The sequence below is a fragment of the Pseudarthrobacter sp. LT1 genome, assembly GCF_035621795.1.
Taxonomy (GTDB): domain Bacteria; phylum Actinomycetota; class Actinomycetes; order Actinomycetales; family Micrococcaceae; genus Arthrobacter.
Genome location: NZ_CP141830.1, coordinates 2,838,179 through 2,856,555 on the forward strand (window position 1 = coordinate 2,838,179; position 18,377 = coordinate 2,856,555).

At 68.5% G+C, this 18,377-nt stretch carries 14 protein-coding genes; 3 read left to right on the top strand and 11 right to left on the bottom strand.

The annotated features are described in order from the left end of the window. Window position 1 precedes the first annotated feature (1 nt). The 5 genes from VIK36_RS13350 to VIK36_RS13370 are packed head-to-tail and all read right to left on the bottom strand — an operon-like array spanning window position 2 to window position 5,740. Window positions 2-1,168, bottom strand: a complete 1,167-nt coding sequence (locus tag VIK36_RS13350; RefSeq protein ID WP_324642263.1) for a cysteine desulfurase family protein — start codon at window positions 1,166-1,168, stop codon at window positions 2-4. A gap of 7 nt (window positions 1,169-1,175) precedes the next feature. Then, a complete protein-coding gene (nadC, locus tag VIK36_RS13355) occupies window positions 1,176-2,093 on the bottom strand; it encodes a carboxylating nicotinate-nucleotide diphosphorylase (RefSeq protein WP_324642264.1) in 918 nt (305 codons plus the stop codon). Beyond that, a complete protein-coding gene (gene nadB, locus VIK36_RS13360; RefSeq protein ID WP_324642265.1) occupies window positions 2,086-3,729 on the bottom strand; it encodes an L-aspartate oxidase in 1,644 nt (547 codons plus the stop codon). The genes nadC and nadB overlap by 8 nt, the downstream gene beginning before the upstream one ends. Further along, on the bottom strand, window positions 3,729-5,033 hold the full coding sequence (gene nadA / locus VIK36_RS13365) for a quinolinate synthase NadA (RefSeq protein WP_324642267.1): 1,305 nt from the start codon (window positions 5,031-5,033) through the stop codon (window positions 3,729-3,731). Before nadA ends, nadB begins: the two co-directional genes overlap by 1 nt. Further along, window positions 5,030-5,740: an NUDIX hydrolase gene (locus VIK36_RS13370; protein WP_159631683.1), complete on the bottom strand. Its 711-nt coding sequence runs from the start codon at window positions 5,738-5,740 to the stop codon at window positions 5,030-5,032. Before VIK36_RS13370 ends, nadA begins: the two co-directional genes overlap by 4 nt. 283 nt (window positions 5,741-6,023) lie before the next feature. Between VIK36_RS13370 and VIK36_RS13375 the strand changes: the two genes are divergently transcribed. Together VIK36_RS13375 and VIK36_RS13380 are read left to right on the top strand one after the other, a co-directional pair. After that, window positions 6,024-7,421 carry an amino acid permease gene (locus VIK36_RS13375; RefSeq protein ID WP_324642268.1) on the top strand — a complete coding sequence of 466 codons (1,398 nt, stop codon included), beginning with the start codon at window positions 6,024-6,026 and terminating at the stop codon, window positions 7,419-7,421. A gap of 81 nt (window positions 7,422-7,502) precedes the next feature. Further along, complete coding sequence (locus VIK36_RS13380; RefSeq protein ID WP_255172558.1) at window positions 7,503-8,330, top strand: alpha/beta fold hydrolase; 828 nt, start codon at window positions 7,503-7,505, stop codon at window positions 8,328-8,330. A 48-nt stretch (window positions 8,331-8,378) separates the two neighbouring features. Here the strand turns inward: VIK36_RS13380 and VIK36_RS13385 are convergent, their stop codons facing one another. Then, window positions 8,379-8,867 (bottom strand): hypothetical protein, encoded by a 489-nt coding sequence (locus tag VIK36_RS13385; protein ID WP_255172559.1) that lies wholly within the window; start codon window positions 8,865-8,867, stop codon window positions 8,379-8,381. A gap of 361 nt (window positions 8,868-9,228) precedes the next feature. Further along, window positions 9,229-10,563 (bottom strand): MFS transporter, encoded by a 1,335-nt coding sequence (locus VIK36_RS13390; protein WP_324642269.1) that lies wholly within the window; start codon window positions 10,561-10,563, stop codon window positions 9,229-9,231. A gap of 252 nt (window positions 10,564-10,815) precedes the next feature. Between VIK36_RS13390 and VIK36_RS13395 the strand changes: the two genes are divergently transcribed. Next, entirely contained in the window at window positions 10,816-11,550 is a 735-nt protein-coding gene (locus tag VIK36_RS13395) for an IclR family transcriptional regulator (protein ID WP_324642270.1), read from the top strand. A 57-nt stretch (window positions 11,551-11,607) separates the two neighbouring features. On the opposite strand, the gene VIK36_RS13400 is transcribed toward VIK36_RS13395, so the two are convergent. From VIK36_RS13400 to VIK36_RS13415, 4 genes are all read right to left on the bottom strand, one after another. Continuing rightward, entirely contained in the window at window positions 11,608-12,948 is a 1,341-nt protein-coding gene (locus VIK36_RS13400; RefSeq protein WP_420716211.1) for an MFS transporter, read from the bottom strand. A gap of 104 nt (window positions 12,949-13,052) precedes the next feature. Beyond that, window positions 13,053-16,139 carry an SMC family ATPase gene (locus VIK36_RS13405; RefSeq protein WP_324642271.1) on the bottom strand — a complete coding sequence of 1,029 codons (3,087 nt, stop codon included), beginning with the start codon at window positions 16,137-16,139 and terminating at the stop codon, window positions 13,053-13,055. Continuing rightward, on the bottom strand, window positions 16,136-17,314 hold the full coding sequence (locus tag VIK36_RS13410; RefSeq protein ID WP_324642273.1) for an exonuclease SbcCD subunit D: 1,179 nt from the start codon (window positions 17,312-17,314) through the stop codon (window positions 16,136-16,138). Before VIK36_RS13410 ends, VIK36_RS13405 begins: the two co-directional genes overlap by 4 nt. Before the next feature lie 57 nt (window positions 17,315-17,371). Then, window positions 17,372-18,301: an MIP/aquaporin family protein gene (locus VIK36_RS13415; RefSeq protein ID WP_324642274.1), complete on the bottom strand. Its 930-nt coding sequence runs from the start codon at window positions 18,299-18,301 to the stop codon at window positions 17,372-17,374. Window positions 18,302-18,377 lie beyond the last annotated feature (76 nt).

The window sequence follows — 18,377 nt, forward strand, 5'->3', positions numbered from 1 at the left end:
GCTACCGGCCCGGGCCCGCTCCGAGGTTCCTGACGCCGGCCACGGCCGCCTGGACGGCAGCCGCGGCAGCGTCGAGGTCCTCCCGCGTCACCGACGCGTCGAAACTGAACCGGACCGCCGTCTGGGCCACCTCGGCCGGAATGCCCATGGCCGTGAGCACGGGCGACGGCGCGTCCGAGCCTGCAGCGCACGCCGAGCCGCTGGAGCAGACCACGCCGCGGCGTTCCAGCTCGAGGAGCACCGACTCGCCGCTGGTACCGGGGAAGCAAAACGACGCCACTGACGGCAGCCGTTCGGACGGATGCCCGGTGAGGACGGCGTCCGGCACGCCTGCCAGGACGGCTGCAATGAACCGGTCCCGCAGGGCGGCAACCCTTGCCTGCTCCCCTGCCTGGCGGTCCCGGGCAAGCGTGAGGGCGGTGGCGAGCCCCACCGCGCCGGCAACGTTTTCCGTTCCGGACCGGCGGCCGCGCTCCTGGCCGCCGCCGTGGATGACCGGTTCCAGGCGCGTACGGCTCCGGATGAACAGCAGGCCGCAGCCTTTGGGTGCCCCCAGCTTGTGCCCCGAGATGCTCATCGCATCCACGCCCAGAGGGCGGGTGTCGAGCGGCAGCCAGCCGGCGGCCTGGACGGCGTCGGTGTGGAACGGGATGCCCTGGGCGCGGGCGAGTTCCGCCAGCCCGGCGATGGGCTGGATGGTTCCCACCTCGTTGTTGGCGTACATGATGCTCACCAGCGCGGTTTCCGGGCGCAGCACCCCGGCAAGTGCTTCGGGTGTGACGCGGCCGGTTGGATCCACCGGGACCACGTCGACGGCGAAGCCGTGGAAGCGCTCCAGGTACCGGGCGGATTCCTCCACGGCGGGGTGTTCGACGGCGCTGATCACCACCCGGTCCAGCTGCGGGTTTGCCGCCTGCCGGGCCAGGGCGATGCCTTTCACCGCCAGGTTGTCCGCTTCGGTTCCACCAGAGGTGAACACCACTTCGCCCTGCCGGCAGCCAAGGACATCCGCCACGGCCCTCCGAGCCTGCGCGAGAGCCTCGGCTGCCGCCTCGCCCAGGTTGTGGTGGCTGGAGGGATTCCCGAATCCGCCCGTGAGGTAGGGCCACATGGCGTCCAGCACTTCACGGCGGACCGGGGTGGTGGCGGCGGCGTCAAGGAAGATCACGGCAGCGTCACCCTGCGGCCAGTTCGACGTCGAGGCCCAGGTCCAGCGCGGCCACCGAGTGGGTGAGTGCGCCAACGGAGATGACATCCACACCGGTGGCTGCAATGGCCGCGACCGTGCCGGTATTCACGTTCCCGCTGGCCTCCACCCGGGCACGGCCGGCCACAAGGGCAACCCCGGCCCTGAGCTCTTCGAGGGTGAAGTTGTCCAGCATGATGGTGTCCACGCCGGCGGCCAGCACGGGTTCGATCTGGTCCATGCGGTCCACCTCGACCTCAAAGTGGGTGGTGTGGCCCAGCTGTGCCTTGGCGGTCAGCAGGAGTGCGGTGAGTTTCGCCGGGTCCCCGCCGGTCATTACGGCGAGGTGGTTGTCCTTGGCAAGCACGGCGTCGGACAGGCTGTAGCGGTGGTTGGAGCCGCCGCCGCAACGCACCGCGAAGCGTTCAAGGATGCGCAGCCCGGGGGTGGTCTTGCGCGTGTCGGTGATGCGGGCCCGGGTTCCGTCGGCGAGCCGGACAAATTCGGCGGTCTTGGTGGCGATGGCGGACATCCGCTGGACAAGGTTGAGCGCCACGCGTTCTGCCAGCAGCACCGAGCGGGCGGTGCCGCTGACCCGGGCGAGGTGCGTGCCGGCGTCGAACGTTTCCCCGTCCGCCACCAGCAGCTCCACCATGGTGGCCGGGTCCACCAGCTGCATGGCGTCGCGGAAGACCGTGGCTCCGCTCATGACGCCGGGCACGCGGGCGTTGAGGACGGCGGTGGCGCGGGCACCGGCGGGGATGAGCACCTGCGAGGTGATGTCACCCGAGGGCGCATCCTCGGCGAAGGCCCGTTGCAGGATGTCCCGGACGGGGGCCGTCGGAAGGGTGAGGTCCAGCGCGGGGCGCAGGGGCGTTGCCTGGTCGATCACGGCGGGTTCAGTCATGGAGCAGGCTCGCTTTCGGGCGGAGGGAAGTCAGGTAGTCAGTTTCGACGGGTTTATCGCTGCGGTAATGCGCCCCCAGGGATTCACCACGTTTGAGGGCAGCGTCGACCAGCAGCTGCGCGGCCAGCAGGAGGTTCCGGTCCTCATGCACAGCAGGATCGGCAGAGTCGGCAACAGCAGGAGGACAGACGACGGCGGCCCACCGGCCGAGCGTCCGCGTGGCCTGGAGCAACAGCTCCCCGGACCGCAAAACCCCGGCGTGCGAGGTCATGAGGCGGCGAAGAGCCTCCCGCGAAAAGGGTTCCCCGGAAGCGTGCGTCAAGGGGAGGCCGTCCGCGGCCGAGGCAGCACGCGGAGGGGTGTCTTCAGGCGACCCCCAAGCAGGAGCACCGGAAAGAAATGATTCAACAGCGCGGCGGCCGAAGACGAGTCCCTCGAGGAGGGAGTTGCTGGCCAGCCGGTTTGCCCCTTGGACTCCGGTGCAGGCAACTTCGCCGGCGGCGTAGAGGCCCGGAACGGTGGTGCGGGCGGAGAGGTCGGTGCGTACCCCGCCCATCCAGTAGTGGGCGGCGGGGGCGACGGGAACCAGTTCGCGGGTCCAGTCGATGCCGGCATCGAGGGTTTTGCGGGTGAGGGTGGGGAACCTCTGTAGGAGGAAGCCCGCGCCCTTGGCGTGCTCGATACCCCGGGCGTCGAGGTAGACGTGGCCGGTGGGATCGCCCAGCTTGGCCAGGTGGAGGGCGATGCTGCGGGATACGACGTCGCGGGGCGCCAGTTCGGCATCAGGGTGGTAGGCCTGCATGAAGCGGCGGCCGCCGGAGTCCAGCAGGATGGCTCCTTCGCCCCGGACGGCTTCTGAGATCAGCAGCGGCCCGTCCAGGCGGCCCGGGTGGGCCGTGGCGGAGCTGACCAGGCAGGTGGGATGGAACTGGAAGAACTCGAGGTCTGCCACTGCCGCTCCGGCGCGGACGGCGAGCGCCAGTCCGTCGGCGGTGGCAACGGCGGGATTGGTGGTTTGGGCAAACAGTTGTCCTGCTCCCCCGGTGGCGAGCAGGACGGCATCAGCATCCAGGACCGCACGCCGGCCGTCCTGGAGGTACTGGACTCCCGCCACCTGCCCGTCCCGGGTCACCAGGGCGGTGGCCTGGGCATGCGTGAGGATGGCGAGCTTCCCGTCATCCCGCCGGGACAGGACGGCTTGGATCAGCGCCCCGGCGACGCGTGCACCCGTGGCGTCTCCTCCTGCGTGCAGGATCCGCGGGGCGCTGTGGGCTGCTTCTAGCCCAAGGGCCGGGCCGCCGTCGTCCGCTGCGTCCCCGTGTTCCGTGTCGAAGGCGACCCCGTAGCGCTGGAGGCTTGCGATGTCCTGCCGTGCCTCCATGCACATCAACCGGACCGCAGCCTCGTTGCAGTGGCCCGCACCCGCCCGGAGCGTGTCGGCGATGTGCGCGGCGACGGTGTCTCCTGGCGAGGGTTCGGCCAGCACGGCCGAGATGCCGCCCTGGGCGTACCAGGTGTTGCTGTGGTCCAGCGCGCCCTTGGTCAGGAGCACTACGTCCGTGCCGGCATCGGCAGCGAGCAGGGCAGCGTAGAGCCCGGCAATGCCACTGCCGACGACGGCGAGCCGGCCTGTCATCACGGCCTCGCGGCGAGCATGCGCTCGAGCGCCGTCCTGGCGTTGGCCTGCACGTTATGGTCCACGGTGATGCGGTTGACCACGCGGCCGGCCACCAGTTCCTCCAGGACCCAGGCGAGATAGCCGGGGTGGATCCGGTACATGGTGGAGCATGGGCAGATCACCGGGTCCAGGCAGAAGATGGTGTGCTGCGGGTACTCGGCGGCGAGCCTGTTCACCATGTTGATTTCGGTGCCGATGGCGAACGTAGTGGGCTCGGTGGCGGCGGCGATGGCCTTCTTGATGAAGTCCGTGGAGCCGGCGGAATCCGCGGCGTCCACCACCTCCATGGGGCACTCCGGGTGCACGATGACCTGCACGCCGGGGAAGTCCGCGCGGGCCTTCTCGATCTGGGCTACGTTGAAGCGCTTGTGCACGGAGCAGAATCCGTGCCAGAGGATGACGCGGGAGTCCAGCAGGGCCTGTTCGTCGTTGCCGCCGAGTTCCTTGCGCGGGTTCCACATTGGCATCTGCTCGAGGGGCACACCCATGGACTTGGCGGTGTTGCGGCCCAGGTGCTGGTCGGGGAAGAACAGCACCCGCTGGCCGCGCTGGAAGGCCCACTCCAGGACGGTCCTGGCATTGGAGGAGGTGCAGACGATGCCGCCGTGTTCGCCGCAGAAAGCCTTCAGGGCCGCGGAGGAGTTCATGTAGGTGACGGGGATGACCGGAACCCGGCCCTCGGCGTCGGGCTCGGTGCCGAAGATCTCCGCCAGCTGCTCCCAGCATTCCTCCACGGAGTCCGTGTCCGCCATGTCTGCCATGGAGCAGCCGGCGGCGAGGTTGGGCAGGATGACCGCCTGCTCCGGGGTGGAAAGAATGTCCGCGGTTTCGGCCATGAAGTGGACGCCGCAGAAGATGATGGCCTCTGCCTCCGGCCTGGTCAGTGCCGCGTTGGCGAGCTGGAAGGAGTCCCCCACGAAGTCCGCGTACTGGATCACTTCGTCGCGCTGGTAGAAGTGGCCCAGGATGACGGCGCGTTCGCCCAGGGTGGCTTTGGCGGCCTTGATCCGTTCCCCGAGCTCGGCGTCGCCGGCAAGTTTGTACTCCTCGGGGAGCTGGCCCTGGCGGGGGGTGGTGGCGGGGGCAGGGTCCGCGCTGGACGCGCCCGGGCCATAGGCGGGGACACCGGCGAGCGCCTCGGCCAGGTCGTAGTCCCACGGGCCCTTGGCCAGCGCCGGACTGCAGGTGCTGCGCTCGGCGGCTGCGCCCTTCTCGGCCTGTTCGCGCGTGATCAGCTGGATTGCCGTGTTGACGCTGCTCATGGTGTGCTCCTGTTGTCTGGGTCAAGGCCTGGCCGGCCGGTGTAGCGGTAAAGGCGGGGCGGGCGGTGCTTCCCGCCCTGCAGGTATTCCCCGGTCTCTTCGATTTCCGGGGTTGACTTGAGTTGGCGGCGGAAATTGGCCGGGTCCAGCTGGCGGTCCAGGACGGCTTCATAGACTTCGCGGACCTGGGCAAGCGTGAAGTACTCGCCCAGCAGGTGGTAGGCCACCGAGCCGTAGGCCAGCTTGTTGCGGAGGCGCCAGAGGGCGTAGTCCACGATTGCGTTGTGGTCGAAGGCCAGGTCGCCCAGGCGGTCGGCCCGGAACCACTTCACGTTTTCGGATTCGTCCGCGAGCGCTGCCTCCGTGGGCTGGACCAGGGCCCAGTAGACGATGGAGACCACGCGCTGGGTGGGCGAGCGGTGCAGGCCACCGAAGGCGTACAGCTGCTCAAGGTAGCGGGGCGCAAGGCCTGTGGTCTCCTGCAGGTTCCTGGCGGCGGCGCTTTGGAGGGACTCGTCATGGCTGAGGGGTCCGCCCGGCAGCGCCCACAGCCCCTTGAAGGGTTCCCGGATGCGGCGTACCAGGGGAAGCCACAAGGTGGGCCGGCCCGAGGACTCGCTGGGCCGCAGTGCGAAGATCACCGTGGAGATGGCCAGCGACGGCGGCGCGGCCTGCCGCTCGGAAACGTTCGCCGAACTGTAGTACACCCGCTTCACCGCCTTCCATCACCATCGACCGCACCCGGGCGCTCCTCGGTTAGTTATGGTCATCTTGACCAAAACTAATTCTACGGCCGGGCGCACCCGAAAGGGAAATATTTCTGCACCCAGTCGGGGCCGCGGCCGGCTGCCCCGGAACCCTCTTCCCGCGGCCCCTCCTTCCCGTCCGTTTCCGGGCGCGTTCCGGAGGCGGTAAATTCAAGAGGTCCCACGAGGACCCCGGCCCCGAGAGGCCGGACCCCCCAACCAGCCCCAGAAGGTGCACTGCCCCATGACGACGAAGTCCGGCGGGACCACGTCCGCCACATTCCCCACCAAAGCCACTGCCGACCACAGCATGAAGCCGCGGCAGCTCACCATGATGGGGCTGGGCAGCGCCATCGGCGCGGGACTGTTCCTGGGATCCGGTGCCGGCGTCCAGGCGGCCGGACCGGCAGTGCTCATTTCCTACCTCGTTGCCGGAACGCTGATCATCCTGGTGATGTGGGCCCTGGGCGAGATGGCCGCTGCACATCCCACCAGCGGGGCGTTTTCCGTGTACGCGGAGCGGGCGCTGGGCCGGACCGCAGGAGCCACCATCGGCTGGCTGTGGTGGCTGCAGCTCGTGGTGGTGATTGCGGCGGAGGCCCTGGGTGCCGCCGGCCTGCTCTTCTCCGTCTGGCCCGTGGTACCGGTCTGGGCGCTGGCGCTGTTATTCATGGTGGTCTTCACCGGCATCAACCTGGCCGGCGTCCGGAACTTCGGTGAGTTCGAGTTCTGGTTCGCCATCCTCAAAGTGGCCGTCATCGTCCTGTTCCTTGCAGTGGGCGCCGCCCTGCTCCTGGGCCTGCTGCCCGGCGTCGACTCCCCCGGGGCGGAAAACCTGACCGACAACTTCGCTCCCCAGGGCCTGGGCGGTGTTGCTGCAGCCCTGTTCGTGGTGATCTTCGCGTTCGGCGGGACGGAGATCGTCTCCGTGGCCGCGGCCGAAACCGAGGATCCCGAGCGCAGCGTCGGCAAGGCCATCCGGACCGTGGTGTGGCGCATCCTGGTGTTCTATATCGGCTCCGTCTTTGTCATTGCCGCCGTGCTTCCCGCCACGTCCAAGGGCCTCGCCTCGCCCTTCGCCGGCGTGCTGGACGCTGCCAGAATCCCAGGCGCCTCCACCGCCATCACCCTCGTGGCCGTCGTCGCCCTCCTCTCGGCGCTGAACGCGAACCTCTACGGCGCCTCCCGCATGGTGTATTCGCTCTCGCAGCGGGGGGAGGCGCCCCGGGTCCTCACCCGGCTCAACAATGCGGGCGTGCCGCTCCTCGCGGTGGCAGTCTCGGTGGCCTTCGGTTTCATCGCCACTGTCCTGGAGCTGTTGTTTCCGGAACGGATCCTGCCGGCGCTGTTCCAGCTGGTGGGATCCACGTGCCTGGTGGTGTGGGGCAGCGCTCTGGTCTCCCAGCTGATCCTGCGCCGGCGGGCAGACCGGGACGGCACCGCGCTTCCCTTGCGCATGCGGGGCTTCCCCAGCCTGACCATCCTGGGCCTGGTCCTGCTGGGACTTATCTTCGCCGTCGGTTTCAGCGCCGAGGGCAGCCGCATCCAGCTCTTCAGCACCTTCGCCCTGATCGCCGGCATTGCACTCGCGTGCGCCGCCGGGGCCCGGCTGGCCGCCAGGAACCGGGCCGCCAACAGGTAGAGTGGAGCGTACCTTTCCAAGGAAGACGCACCGACGCGCCGGGCCCGCCCAGGCGCCGTACCTGATTGGGGAACTGACACCATGAGCGGCAGGCACACCGGACAGCAGCAGGCGCACACCGTTGAAGGGACCGACCCGCAGCTGTACGTGGCGGTCCATGAACCCGCCAGCGACGCCGGCCTCCGGCCGGTCCTCCTGCTGCACGGCTTTTCCTCCTCCTCCAAACTCAATTGGGAGGACACCGGCTGGGTGTCCTCCCTGCTTGACGCCGGCCGCCGGGTCATTACCGTTGACCTGCCGGGCCACGGCCGCAGCGGTGCGCCGGAGGACCGGGATTCCTACTCCCCCAGCAAAATCAGGGCGGACCTGCTCCAGGCAGCGTTCGACGCCGGAGCGCGCCCCCTGCATGACGGGGACCCTGCCAGCGGGCTGGACGTAGTGGGCTATTCCCTGGGGTCCCGGCTCGCCTGGGAGTTCGCCGCGACCCAGCCCGAGCTGGTGCACCGGCTGGTGCTCGGCGGACCCAACGACTCCGACCCCCTGGCCGCATTCGACCTTCGGGCCGCCCAGGACTACCTGGCGGACGGCACGCCGATCAACGACGAATCCACCGCCCAGCTGCTCAAAATGGCCCTGCTGCTGCCGAGCAACAACATCTTCGCGCTGCTGTCCCTGGTGGAGGCCATCAAGGCAGAGCCCTACGACCCCGCCGAAGCGGTACCCCACGTCCCCATGCTGCTGGTGGTTGGCGACAAGGACGAGCGGGCCCACACGCTGCCCAAGCTCGCCGAGCTGGCCCGCAGTGCCGGCTCCATGGCCGAGCAACTGGTCCTGCCAGGCCGGAACCACACCAACGCCATCACCAGCAGGGCTTTCAAGCAGGCCGCCATTTCATTCCTGGGCGTCTAGGCTGCAGCGATCCCTTGGGCAGCGCGGATTGATTCATATCCTGTCCGGTCAGTAGTCAACCCCCGGATCCGGCCCTCCCTCCATGTGGAAGCACGCGGAGGAGGACAACACGTAAAGTGAGTTCCGCTGCGGGTTGTACTCGATTGAATGCCGATACCCTTCCCCGCTGACGACTACCAGTTCGGGGATTCCATTGATGCCCGTCCCGGACTGGACCGTCCAACCAGGCTTCGCGGACCACTCGGCTTCGATCTGCGGCAGCAAGGCCGCGACGTCGGCATCCGGGGTAAGGACCACATCCATCATTCCCGGCCAGTAATAGCCGCCGTTCCCGCATTCAAACAATGCACGGGACTTTTCGGTCCGTGTCGACGTGGAAACTTCGCCCGGCGGCACCACTGCCTTCAGCTCGTCCTGCTGACTGAGAAGGGACTGTTTCGCGGAAGCAAGATCCAGTCCCGCAGCCGTGGAGTCCACGGCGGGCGCACATGCCGCCAGCGCCGCGAGAAGGCTGGTCGCAAGCAGGGGCGCCCCCATACGGGCAAGCCTGACGGGCATGGTGGTCGATGCACTCCACCGACGGGATGAGCGGCGTCCACGCCGAATTTTTGAACTGTTGGCTTCTCCGGCCACCGTGCCCCCAAATGTTGATCCTGCCCCCACGGTTGGCACCCAGCTTTCGCCCCCCCGGGCCAACGCTACCGGGTGCGGTCAATCCCGGCGATGGGCAGAACTGCCCCGCACGCACCAGCAGCCCGGACTTGGCGGTCCGGGCTGCTGGTGTTGCGGTTCCGCGCCCCGGTTGGAGGCCACGGTGCAGCGGATGGAAACCCCCGCCGTCCCGACCCCTGACCGTAGCGGCGGGGTCAGGGGGACGGTGTTAGGAGGGCCGGTGGGATCAGTGGTGGCTGCTGACGCCGAGCGGGCGGCCCTTGGTCTCCTTTGCAAGCACCACGCCGACGGCGGAAATGACGCAGAGGGCCATGATGTAGATGCCGATCGAACCGGTCCATTTGGTGGACTGCAGCAGGGCCTCCGCGATGGTTGCTGCGAAGGCGCCGCCCAGGATGGCGCCGAAGGCGTATCCGATGGAGATGCCGGAGTACCGAACATTCGCGGGGAACATCTCTGCGTACATGGCGGACATGGGTCCGTAGGACAGGCCCAGGCCGATCGTCAGGACGAACAGGGCGACGCCATAGAGCATGATGTCCTTGGTGTCGATCAAGGCAAACATGGGGATCATCCAGGCAAAGACAATGGCGTAGCCGATCAGGAAGGTCTTGACGCGGCCGATGCGGTCGGACAGCCATCCGCCCACCAGGGTGAAGATCAGCCAGCCGAAGGACGCCAGTGTGGTGGCCAGGAGGATCTGCGGCGTGGGCATCTTCAGGGTCTTGGTGGCATAGGAGATGAAGAACGCAATCAGCAGGTAGCCCGCTGCATTGTTGCCGATGAAGATCAGGGTGGAGTACAGCACGGGCAGCTTGTGGTTCCGGACCAGCTCACCCAGCGGTGCTTTGCTTTCCTTCTTCCGCAGGGCCATCTCCTGGAAGACCGGGCTCTCGGCGACGGCGCGGCGGATGAGGTAGCCCACCACGATCAGGACGATGGAGAGCAGGAACGGCACACGCCAGCCCCAGGCAGCGAAGTCTTCCTTGGACATGCTGGTGTTGAGGAAGAACAGCAGGCCGGTAGCGAGGATCATGCCCACGGGCACGCCGATCTGCGGGTAGGCACCGAAGATCCCGCGCCGGTTGACCGGCGCATGCTCGACGGCCATGAGGGCGGCTCCGCCCCATTCACCGCCGGCTGAGAAGCCCTGGATAACCCGCAGCAGGATCAGCAGCACCGGGGCCCAGGCGCCAATCTGCGCGTAGGTGGGCAGCATGCCGATGAGGGCGGTGGCCGCACCCATCATCACGAGGGTGAAGACCAGCATTGCCTTCCGGCCCAGGCGGTCACCCAGGTGCCCGGCGACAACTGCGCCAAGGGGGCGGAACAGGAAGCTGATGCCGATGAGGGCAAAGGAAAGGATCTGCGCCAGGCCCGGGTTGGACTCGTTCAGCGGTGCCAGGAACAGCGGTGACAGCAGCGTTGCGGTCAGCTGGGCAAAGATGAAGAAGTCGTACCACTCGATCGTGGTGCCGACGAGGGTGCCGGCGAGGACCTTGCGCTCCTCCCGCCGGCTGCTGGGACCGGCGAGCGTATCCACCTTGGAAGGTGTGGTCATTGAAACTCCATTGTTTATTGGGCAGCAGCGCCGCCCGTACGCCTTCAGAATTACCGACAGAACGGTCAGTTAGTTAGTAGGGTACTACGGAAAGTGTGATACGGAACACGGAATGGTCGATATTTGCGGTGAACGGCGACCGAAGCAAAGTTCTATATTTGAACTGCAAGTTCGTATAGAGGACATTACCGGCAGTGAGTGGTCGGTACAAGAGTCACAGCACTCCAGGCCCGCCAACCTAGGATGGACATCATGACTCCTCCAGCAGCCGCAGCCGGGACGGGAGCGGCGGCACAGGCTTCGCCGTCCCAGACCCTCTCGCGCGGCATCCGCGCCCTCGAAATCCTGGCAGCCGCGCCCGGCCCGCTGACCATCGCAGAGCTTGCCGATGCCATGGGTGTTCACCGGTCGGTGGCTTACCGGATCCTGCGCACCCTCGAAGACCATTCGCTCCTGGTACGCGATGATGCCGGACGGGTCCAGCCCGGACCCGGCCTGGCGGTCCTGGCACGCGGCGTGTCCCGCAACCTGCAGAGCGCCGCGTTGCCCGAGCTTACCCAGCTGGCGAACTCGCTGGACATGACTGCATTCGTGGCGGTGTGGGACCACCACGACTGCATTACGCTCGTCACGGTCGAGCCGAGGCATTCCGGCGCAACTGTTGCCCAGCACCCGGGCACACGCCACCCCATCAACGCCGGTGCCCCCGGGATCGCCATCCAGTCCGCCCTCTCGGAGGAGGAATGGGACCGGTTGGCAACCGGAATGCCCTATCGCCCGGAGGCGGCGGAGGCGCGGCGGAAGGGTTACTCGGCCAGCCACGACGAGGTGATCGCCGGGGTCTCATCGCTGGCAGCACCGGTCCGGGTGCCGGGTGGGCGTCCGGCCGCACTTGCAGTGGTCTATATCCGTTCCGCCCATGATCCGGATGCCGTGGGGGCTGCCATCGCGGAGAGCGCGGCAAGGATCGAGCGCCAGCTGGCGTAACGGCCCTGCCGGAACAACGCCGCAACGGACCGGTGCCGCCCGCAGGAACGTGCCGCGTCAGGCCCTGCGGCGGAGGACGACGGCGGTTCCCGCGCCGAGCACAGCCAGCGCCGCCGCCGCGCAGACCGGGACGAGGAACGCGGCCGCGGCCCCGTGGAGCTGGGCCAGCTGTCCCCCAACAGAGGACCCGATGGCTGTACCGGCGACAATGCCGCTGGCCAGCGCTGTCATCACGGTACCGAGCCTGCCGGCGGGTGCCACTTTCCCGCCCACGGCGAACACGGTGACCATGACGGGACCCACGGGGAGGCCCAGGACCAGCAGGACGGCCGCCATCATGGGCAGCGATGACGGTACCAGCAGCAGGACCGCGAGCCCTGCCATCAGGACTGCGCAGGACACCCAGCGCAATCCCAGTCCCGCACGGCGCGGCCAGTAGGCAACTGAGAGTGCCGCGGCGGCCGAACTGAGGCCCATGACGGCGTACAGCAGCCCGGCGATTTCCGCGCCGGCAAGCCCGGCAGAGAAGGCACTCAGTGCGGCCTGGGTGGAACCGAAGAATGTGCCCATGCAGGCCATGGCGAGGACGGGCAGGGAGACAGTCCACGGCAGCTTGGTGCCCTGCGCAGCACCCTTGCGGGTCCCGCGTGCCGCAGGCCGGCTGGCGGGGACGGCCCGGTGGCTGGGATGAACGGCGAAGAGAGGCACCAAAATGATGGTCATGACCGCTGCCAGGACCAGCGGAAGCCACGGCGCCACAAGGCTGGCCAGGATCCCCACCAGGGCCGGTCCCAGGACAAAGGTCACCTCGTCGGCCGTACTCTCGTACGAAAGCGCTGTGTCCAGGTCCCGGGCGGCCCCACCGGATGGTGCCGTTGGACCTCCGGCATCGGCCGTGAGCGACATCCACCTGACCCGGGCCAGGGGCCCCACCTGTGGGCAGGTGGCGCCGGCCGCGAAGGCAGCCGCGAGGACGGCGGGCAGGAAACCGCCCGAGGCCCCAGCGGTATGGGCCGCGAGGACCAGGGCCAGCACGGCCACTGTATTGAGTACGGCCGCCAGCAACAGGACCGGCCGCTGTCCCCGCCTGTCCGCAAGGGATCCCAGTACGGGAGCCCCCAACGCGGAGCCGATGCCCACTGCTCCTGCTGCCGTTCCACCGGCGGCAAAGGAGCCGCTGACGGATGTGACCAGCGTGAGCGTGCCCATGGCCAACATGGCCAGGGGAAGCCGCGCAAAGAGGCCAAGGGGAATGAAACCCCGGCCGGCCAGTTGGGGAAGGCGGAAAAAGCGTCCCCGCGCTGCCGCATCCGTCATGTCCGGGTCAAGGGTTTCCCGGGATGGAGACGCCTGGGCAGGGGCGGTGCCGGTGGATGAGGGGGTGGTTTGTGGTGTCACGTCAGGGCTCGTTCAGTACGTGCGCATCGTCCCTCCTCCCGATGCGCGCAACCCGGTAACACGGACAAGTATATCGGCCCCCGTCAGGGGTTGGTCAGAGGTAGTCAGAGGAGGGCGTCCAGGCTTTCGGAGATCCGCAGCGTTGAGCCGTTCCGGTTCTTGACCACCTGCAGCTGGGTGCCGATCCGCTGTTTCATTTCGGCCACGTGGCTGACCAGTCCCACGACCCTCCCGCCGTCGCGGAGTCCTTCGAGGGCATCCATGACCTGCTCGAGGGACTGGTCGTCCAGGCTGCCGAAGCCCTCGTCAACGAACAGGGTTTCGATTTCCACGCCTCCGGATTCCTGCTGGACAACGTCTGCAAGGCCCAGGGCCAGCGAGAGGGAGGCCATGAAGGACTCGCCTCCGGACAGCGTGGAGGTGTCCCGGCGGAATCCCGTCCACTGGTCCACTACTTCCAGGCCCAGCCCTGACTTTGCTCCGCGGGCCGCCTTGGCGTCAGTGTGCTGGAGAAGGTAGCGGCCGTCGCTCATGGCCACCAGGCGTTCGGAAGCCGCGAGGGCCACCTGTTCCAGCCGCGCGGCCAGGACGTAGCTGGTCAGGCTCATCCGGTAGGTGTTCTCGCCCCGGCCGGCGGCGGCGTCGGCCAACCCGGCAAGCATCTGCGCCCGCTCCGCCGGCTCGCGTGAGGAGCCGGCCAGCGCATCATATTCAGCGGCGATGGACTTCAACGACGCCAGGCAGCGGGCGGCCAGGCCGGCAGCCAGATCGGCTTCCCGCGCCTGATTCCGGGCTGTCGCCGCATCCAGGCGCAACGCTGCCAGCCGCTCCTCATCCGCTGTGAAGCCGCCGGCGGCTTCGTCCAGGGCGAGCACAATGTCCTCCGACTCAAACAGCCCTGCCACGCGGGCTGCCTCGTCCTGGGCTGCACGGATGGCGGACTCGAGGGCTGCCAGTTCAGCGGTCCCGAGAAGCTGGCTGCGGGCATCGTCGGCACTTGCGAAGCCGGCACCTGGCAGGGCCCGTTCCAGGTGTTCCTGCGCTTCGGCGGCCTGCAGCCGGGCACCATCGAGGCGTGCCTGCGCTTCGACGGCTTTGTCCAGTACCGCCACGGCCTCCTCAAGTGCCCGCAGCCGGCGTTCCAGGCTGCGGTGGCCGCCCCGGAGGCCGGCAAGCGCCGTGTCCAGCGACGCAACCTGTTCGGCCAGGTCGGCAAGGGACGCTGCCGTCCGGGACAACTCCACTTCCGTTTCGGACAGCGTGGCCCGCGCCTGGGTAAGGCCGGCGTCCAGGGCCTCCAGCCGCTGCCGCCTGTCCTGCAGTTCCTCCGCAGCCTGCTCGGCATCCGCCGCCGCAGCAAGGGCATCCTCCGCGCCGGAGCGGGCCTCCTGCACGGGCGTAGTCCCGCCTTGACCGGCGAGGACGGCCACCGCCTGCTCGGCCTCGGCAAGGTCAGCGGCAACCAGGGCGTGGGCTGCTTCGGCGGCTTCGTAAACTCCGTGGGCCCGTTCCTCGTCCTGGGCCAGGGCCGGGCCTCCGGTGCCCGCATCTGCCGGGCCGGGATGATGTCCGCTTCCGCAGACGGGGCAGGGTTCCCCGGCAACCAGCCCTGCTGCCAGTTCCGATGCAGCGTTGGCCAGCCGTTCCTCCCGCAGGTCCAGCCAGCGGCGTTTCGCCTCGAGGAGGTTCTCCCGCGAGTCGGCGTGGCGGCTCTTGACCCGGTCCCTGCGTTCGATGGCTGTCCCGTACCGCCGGACGACGTCCAGCAGCTCTGCCGCAGCACCAGCCTCCTTGCGCCGCAGCGCAGCTTCCACCGACCGGGCCTCCAGCTGGTCCATGCCGTCGGCCAGCTGTTCGCGTTCAGCCACCAGGCGCTCGGTGCGCCGGCCCAGCGTCTCCACGGCGAGCTCCAGCTCACCCAGCCGGCCGTTGAGGACATGGTGCCGCTTCCGCAGCTCCTGGAGCCTGTCCTCGTCAGGCAGCCGTGCCTCGACGACGGCCAGCAGCGAACGCAGGCGGCCCAGTTCCTCCGGAGCCCCCGGCATGCTCCCCCAGGCGTCTTTTGCGGTTCCGGGGCTGGCATCGGCACTCTCTGCCGGTCCACTGCCGAGCTGGGCCAGTTCGCCGCCGTCCCCGGCAGCCATGCGCAGCAACGTCATGGCTGATTCGGCGGCCGCGGCGGCGGCGCGGACTTTGGCGGATGCAGCGTCCACAGCCTGCAGTTGCCCGTGAAGAACCTCCGCCTGGCGGTGCCGCCCAAGCCGGGCGGTAGTTTGTTCCTGTTGCGCGGCCCCTGCCTCGACGGCCTTTTGCCGTGCTGCCGCGGCTTCGAGCTTGCGGTGCCGTTCATGGCGGGCAGCCTCCTGCTCAGCCTCTGTGCGGCGGGCCTGGTTCACAACCTCAGCGGCGGCGGCCTGCTCCGTGAGTTGCGCCAGGCGCACGGCAGCAGAAGCCTGCAGCCAGTCAAGGCGGCGGGGGATGTCGTCCGCCGGCGGCGCCTCCTCTTCCGGAAGCTGGAGCGGGCCGGCCTCGGTTTCGGCACGCGAGGCGAGGATGCCGAGTTGGCCGGACAGCACGGCCACGTCCTCCCGCGCGGCGGCGGCCTGCCGGGAGAGTTCCTGTTCCAGGGCTTCAAACCTCTGGGTACCGAAAAGCTTCTGCAGCAGGTCCAGCCGGTCAGCAGCCTTGGAGCGGAGGAAGGCAGCGAAATCACCCTGCGGCAGCATCACCACCCGGGTGAACTGTTCGCGGTCCATGCCCAATAACGCCATGATCTCCGTGCCCGCTTCATCATTGCGGGCAGACTTCTCCACCCAGGCCCCGCCCACCCGTTCGCGGAGGAGCGTCTTGGCCTGCTGGAGAGTGAAGCCGTTCTTCCCACGGGCGCTGGGCTTCTCCCATGCCGGGGACCGGGTGACTTCGAAGCGGCGGCCCTGCGCGGAAAATTCACAGGTGACGGCGGGTTCCTGCCCGGGCTCCGCATGGTCGCTGCGCAGCCGCTTGCCGTCCTGCCGTGCCCCCGGAACGGAGCCGTAGAGCGCAAAGCAGATGGCATCCAGCACGCTTGTCTTGCCGGCGCCGGTGGGCCCGTTCAGCAGGAACAGGCCGTGTGCGCTGAGCCGGTCAAAGTCGATGTCTTCTGTGCCGGCAAAGGGCCCGAACGCCGAAATGCGCAGATGGTGGATCCTCACCGCGACACCTCCAGGAGCCTGACGTTTTCCAGCGCGGCCGCGAGCGCGGTCCTTTCCACCGGGTCAGCGCTCCTTCCCCGCACGTGGTCCAGGAACCCGCAGCAGACGGCGAGGTCGTCCGGGGCGCCTGCGAGCCTGCTGCTGTAGCTGGCCTCCGTGGCGGCAGTGGCGCCCTGGGGATCAAAGGCAAGGACCAGCGTGTCAGGGAACCTGGCGCGGAGCCGTTCCATGGCACGGGTGGGGCGCTGGGAATCGGTAAGGGTGACCTGGCAATAGGCGGTTTCAGCCCAGGCATAGGCCGGATCCCCCAGGAGATCCTCCAGCGGTCCGCGGAGAACGGCCAGCGAACGCGGGGCCTCCCAGAGGACTTCCGCGACCGACGCGACGCCCTCCGGGCCGATCTCCACCAGCCAGGCACCCTTCTGGTGCGTGGACTCCGAAAAGGAATAGGCCAGCGGCGACCCCGAATACCTGACGGAACCGGACAGCTTCTGCCGGCCATGCAGGTGGCCCAGCGCGGTGTAGCTGAAACCGTCGAAGAGGTCCAAAGGAACAGCTCCCACACCGCCGATGCTGAGGTCCCGCTCGCTGTCCGAACTGATGCCTCCGCTGGCGAAGGTATGGGCCAGGACCACCGAGTGGACCGTGGCCGAAGCGGCGCGCCGGGCGATGTCCTCCCGGATCAGTTCGGTTGCGGAGCGGGTGACCTCGAAATGGCTGGCCGTTTCCACCCCCAGCTGTTCGGCCACCATCCTTGGCTCAAGCCACGGAATGCCGTAGAGCGCCAGCGTGGCGTCCTTCCCGGCCGCATCAGTTCCCAGCGGCAGCAGCAGCGGCTGGTCCAGGTCCTCCACCCTGGTGCGCAGGTGCACTCCCCCGCGTTCCAGCAGGCGGGATGCGAATCCCAGGCGGATGGCGGAGTCGTGGTTGCCGCTGGTGAGGACCACCTTTGCGCCTGCGGCAGTGAGCCGGACCAGGGCGTCGTCAAGAAGGTGGACCACGTCCACGCCCGGGAGCGCCCGGTCATAGACGTCGCCGGCGATCAGGACGACGTCGACGCTGTCCCGCTCAACCGCCGCCACCAACTGGTCAACGAAGGCCCGCTGGGCATCCAGCATTCCGACGCCGTGGAAGGAACGGCCCAGGTGCCAGTCCGAGGTGTGAAGTAACCGCATGTTCCTAAGCTATCGGCAGCCACTGACAGTGCAGAAAAACGCCGCGGCAAACAGCGCTCAGGACCTTTTGCCGTCAAAGAACTCCTGCGCCTCGCTGACACCGCGGGCTTTCTCCTGGCGGGCAGCCTCCGCAGGGGCAGGCTCACTCACGGCAGCAACGTCGGCGTCATCACCGGCGTCATCGTCAACGCCGGTGTCATCCCCGGCAGTCTCCACGTCGGCAACGGGCGCAGGGGAACCGGCCACGTCGCCGATCCGGAACACCAGCCCCGCGATGGCAGCGCCGGCCAGCGGAGCCACCAGGAAGACCCACAGCTGCTCCACGGCCCAGCCGGAGCTGAAGATGGCGGAGGCAACGGCGCGGGCCGGGTTGAACGGCAGGTTTCCCACCGACTGGCCCACCTGCAGCAGGGCGGCAAACGACAGGCCGACGGCGACGGGCGCCACCGTGCGGACGCCTCCTTCACGGCCCGCGGCTCCCAGGAAGACAGCCACGATGATGGCGGCACCCAGCAGCTCCAGGAGGACAACGGCCGCGAGGGGGGCCTGGATGATTGAGTGCTCACCGAAGCCCGCGGCCACGGTATCGAAGGCGGTGCGGCTGTCGGGGATGCTGGGCAGCGTGCGCAGGATGCCGAACAGGGCAAGGGCGCCCACCAGGGCCCCGACGAGCTGCGCGGCAGCATAGGCGGCTGCCGCCCCGGCCCGAATCCGCCCGGCCAGGAGGTGCCCCAGGGTGATGGCGGGGTTGAAGTGGCCGCCGGAGATATGACCGAAGGCCAGCATGGCGGCGGTAACGGCCAGGCCGGCAGCCAGGGCGGAGGGGACCGGGCTGGACTGCGGAATGCTGAACAGGGGCACGCCCAGGCCGGCCACCGCCAGGAAAAGGCTGCCAAAGGCCTCGGCCGCCAGGCGGGGCAGCAGGCCGGTGGGCGCGGCAGCCGTGCCGGGCTGCAGTGCGTCGCGGGCTGGGACAGGGGTGCTCATGATGGAACCTTTGCTTGTGGGGGTCTGGGGTTCGGGCTGCCTGGTGGCCCGGGCGCCGCGGCCGTCCAGGAATGTG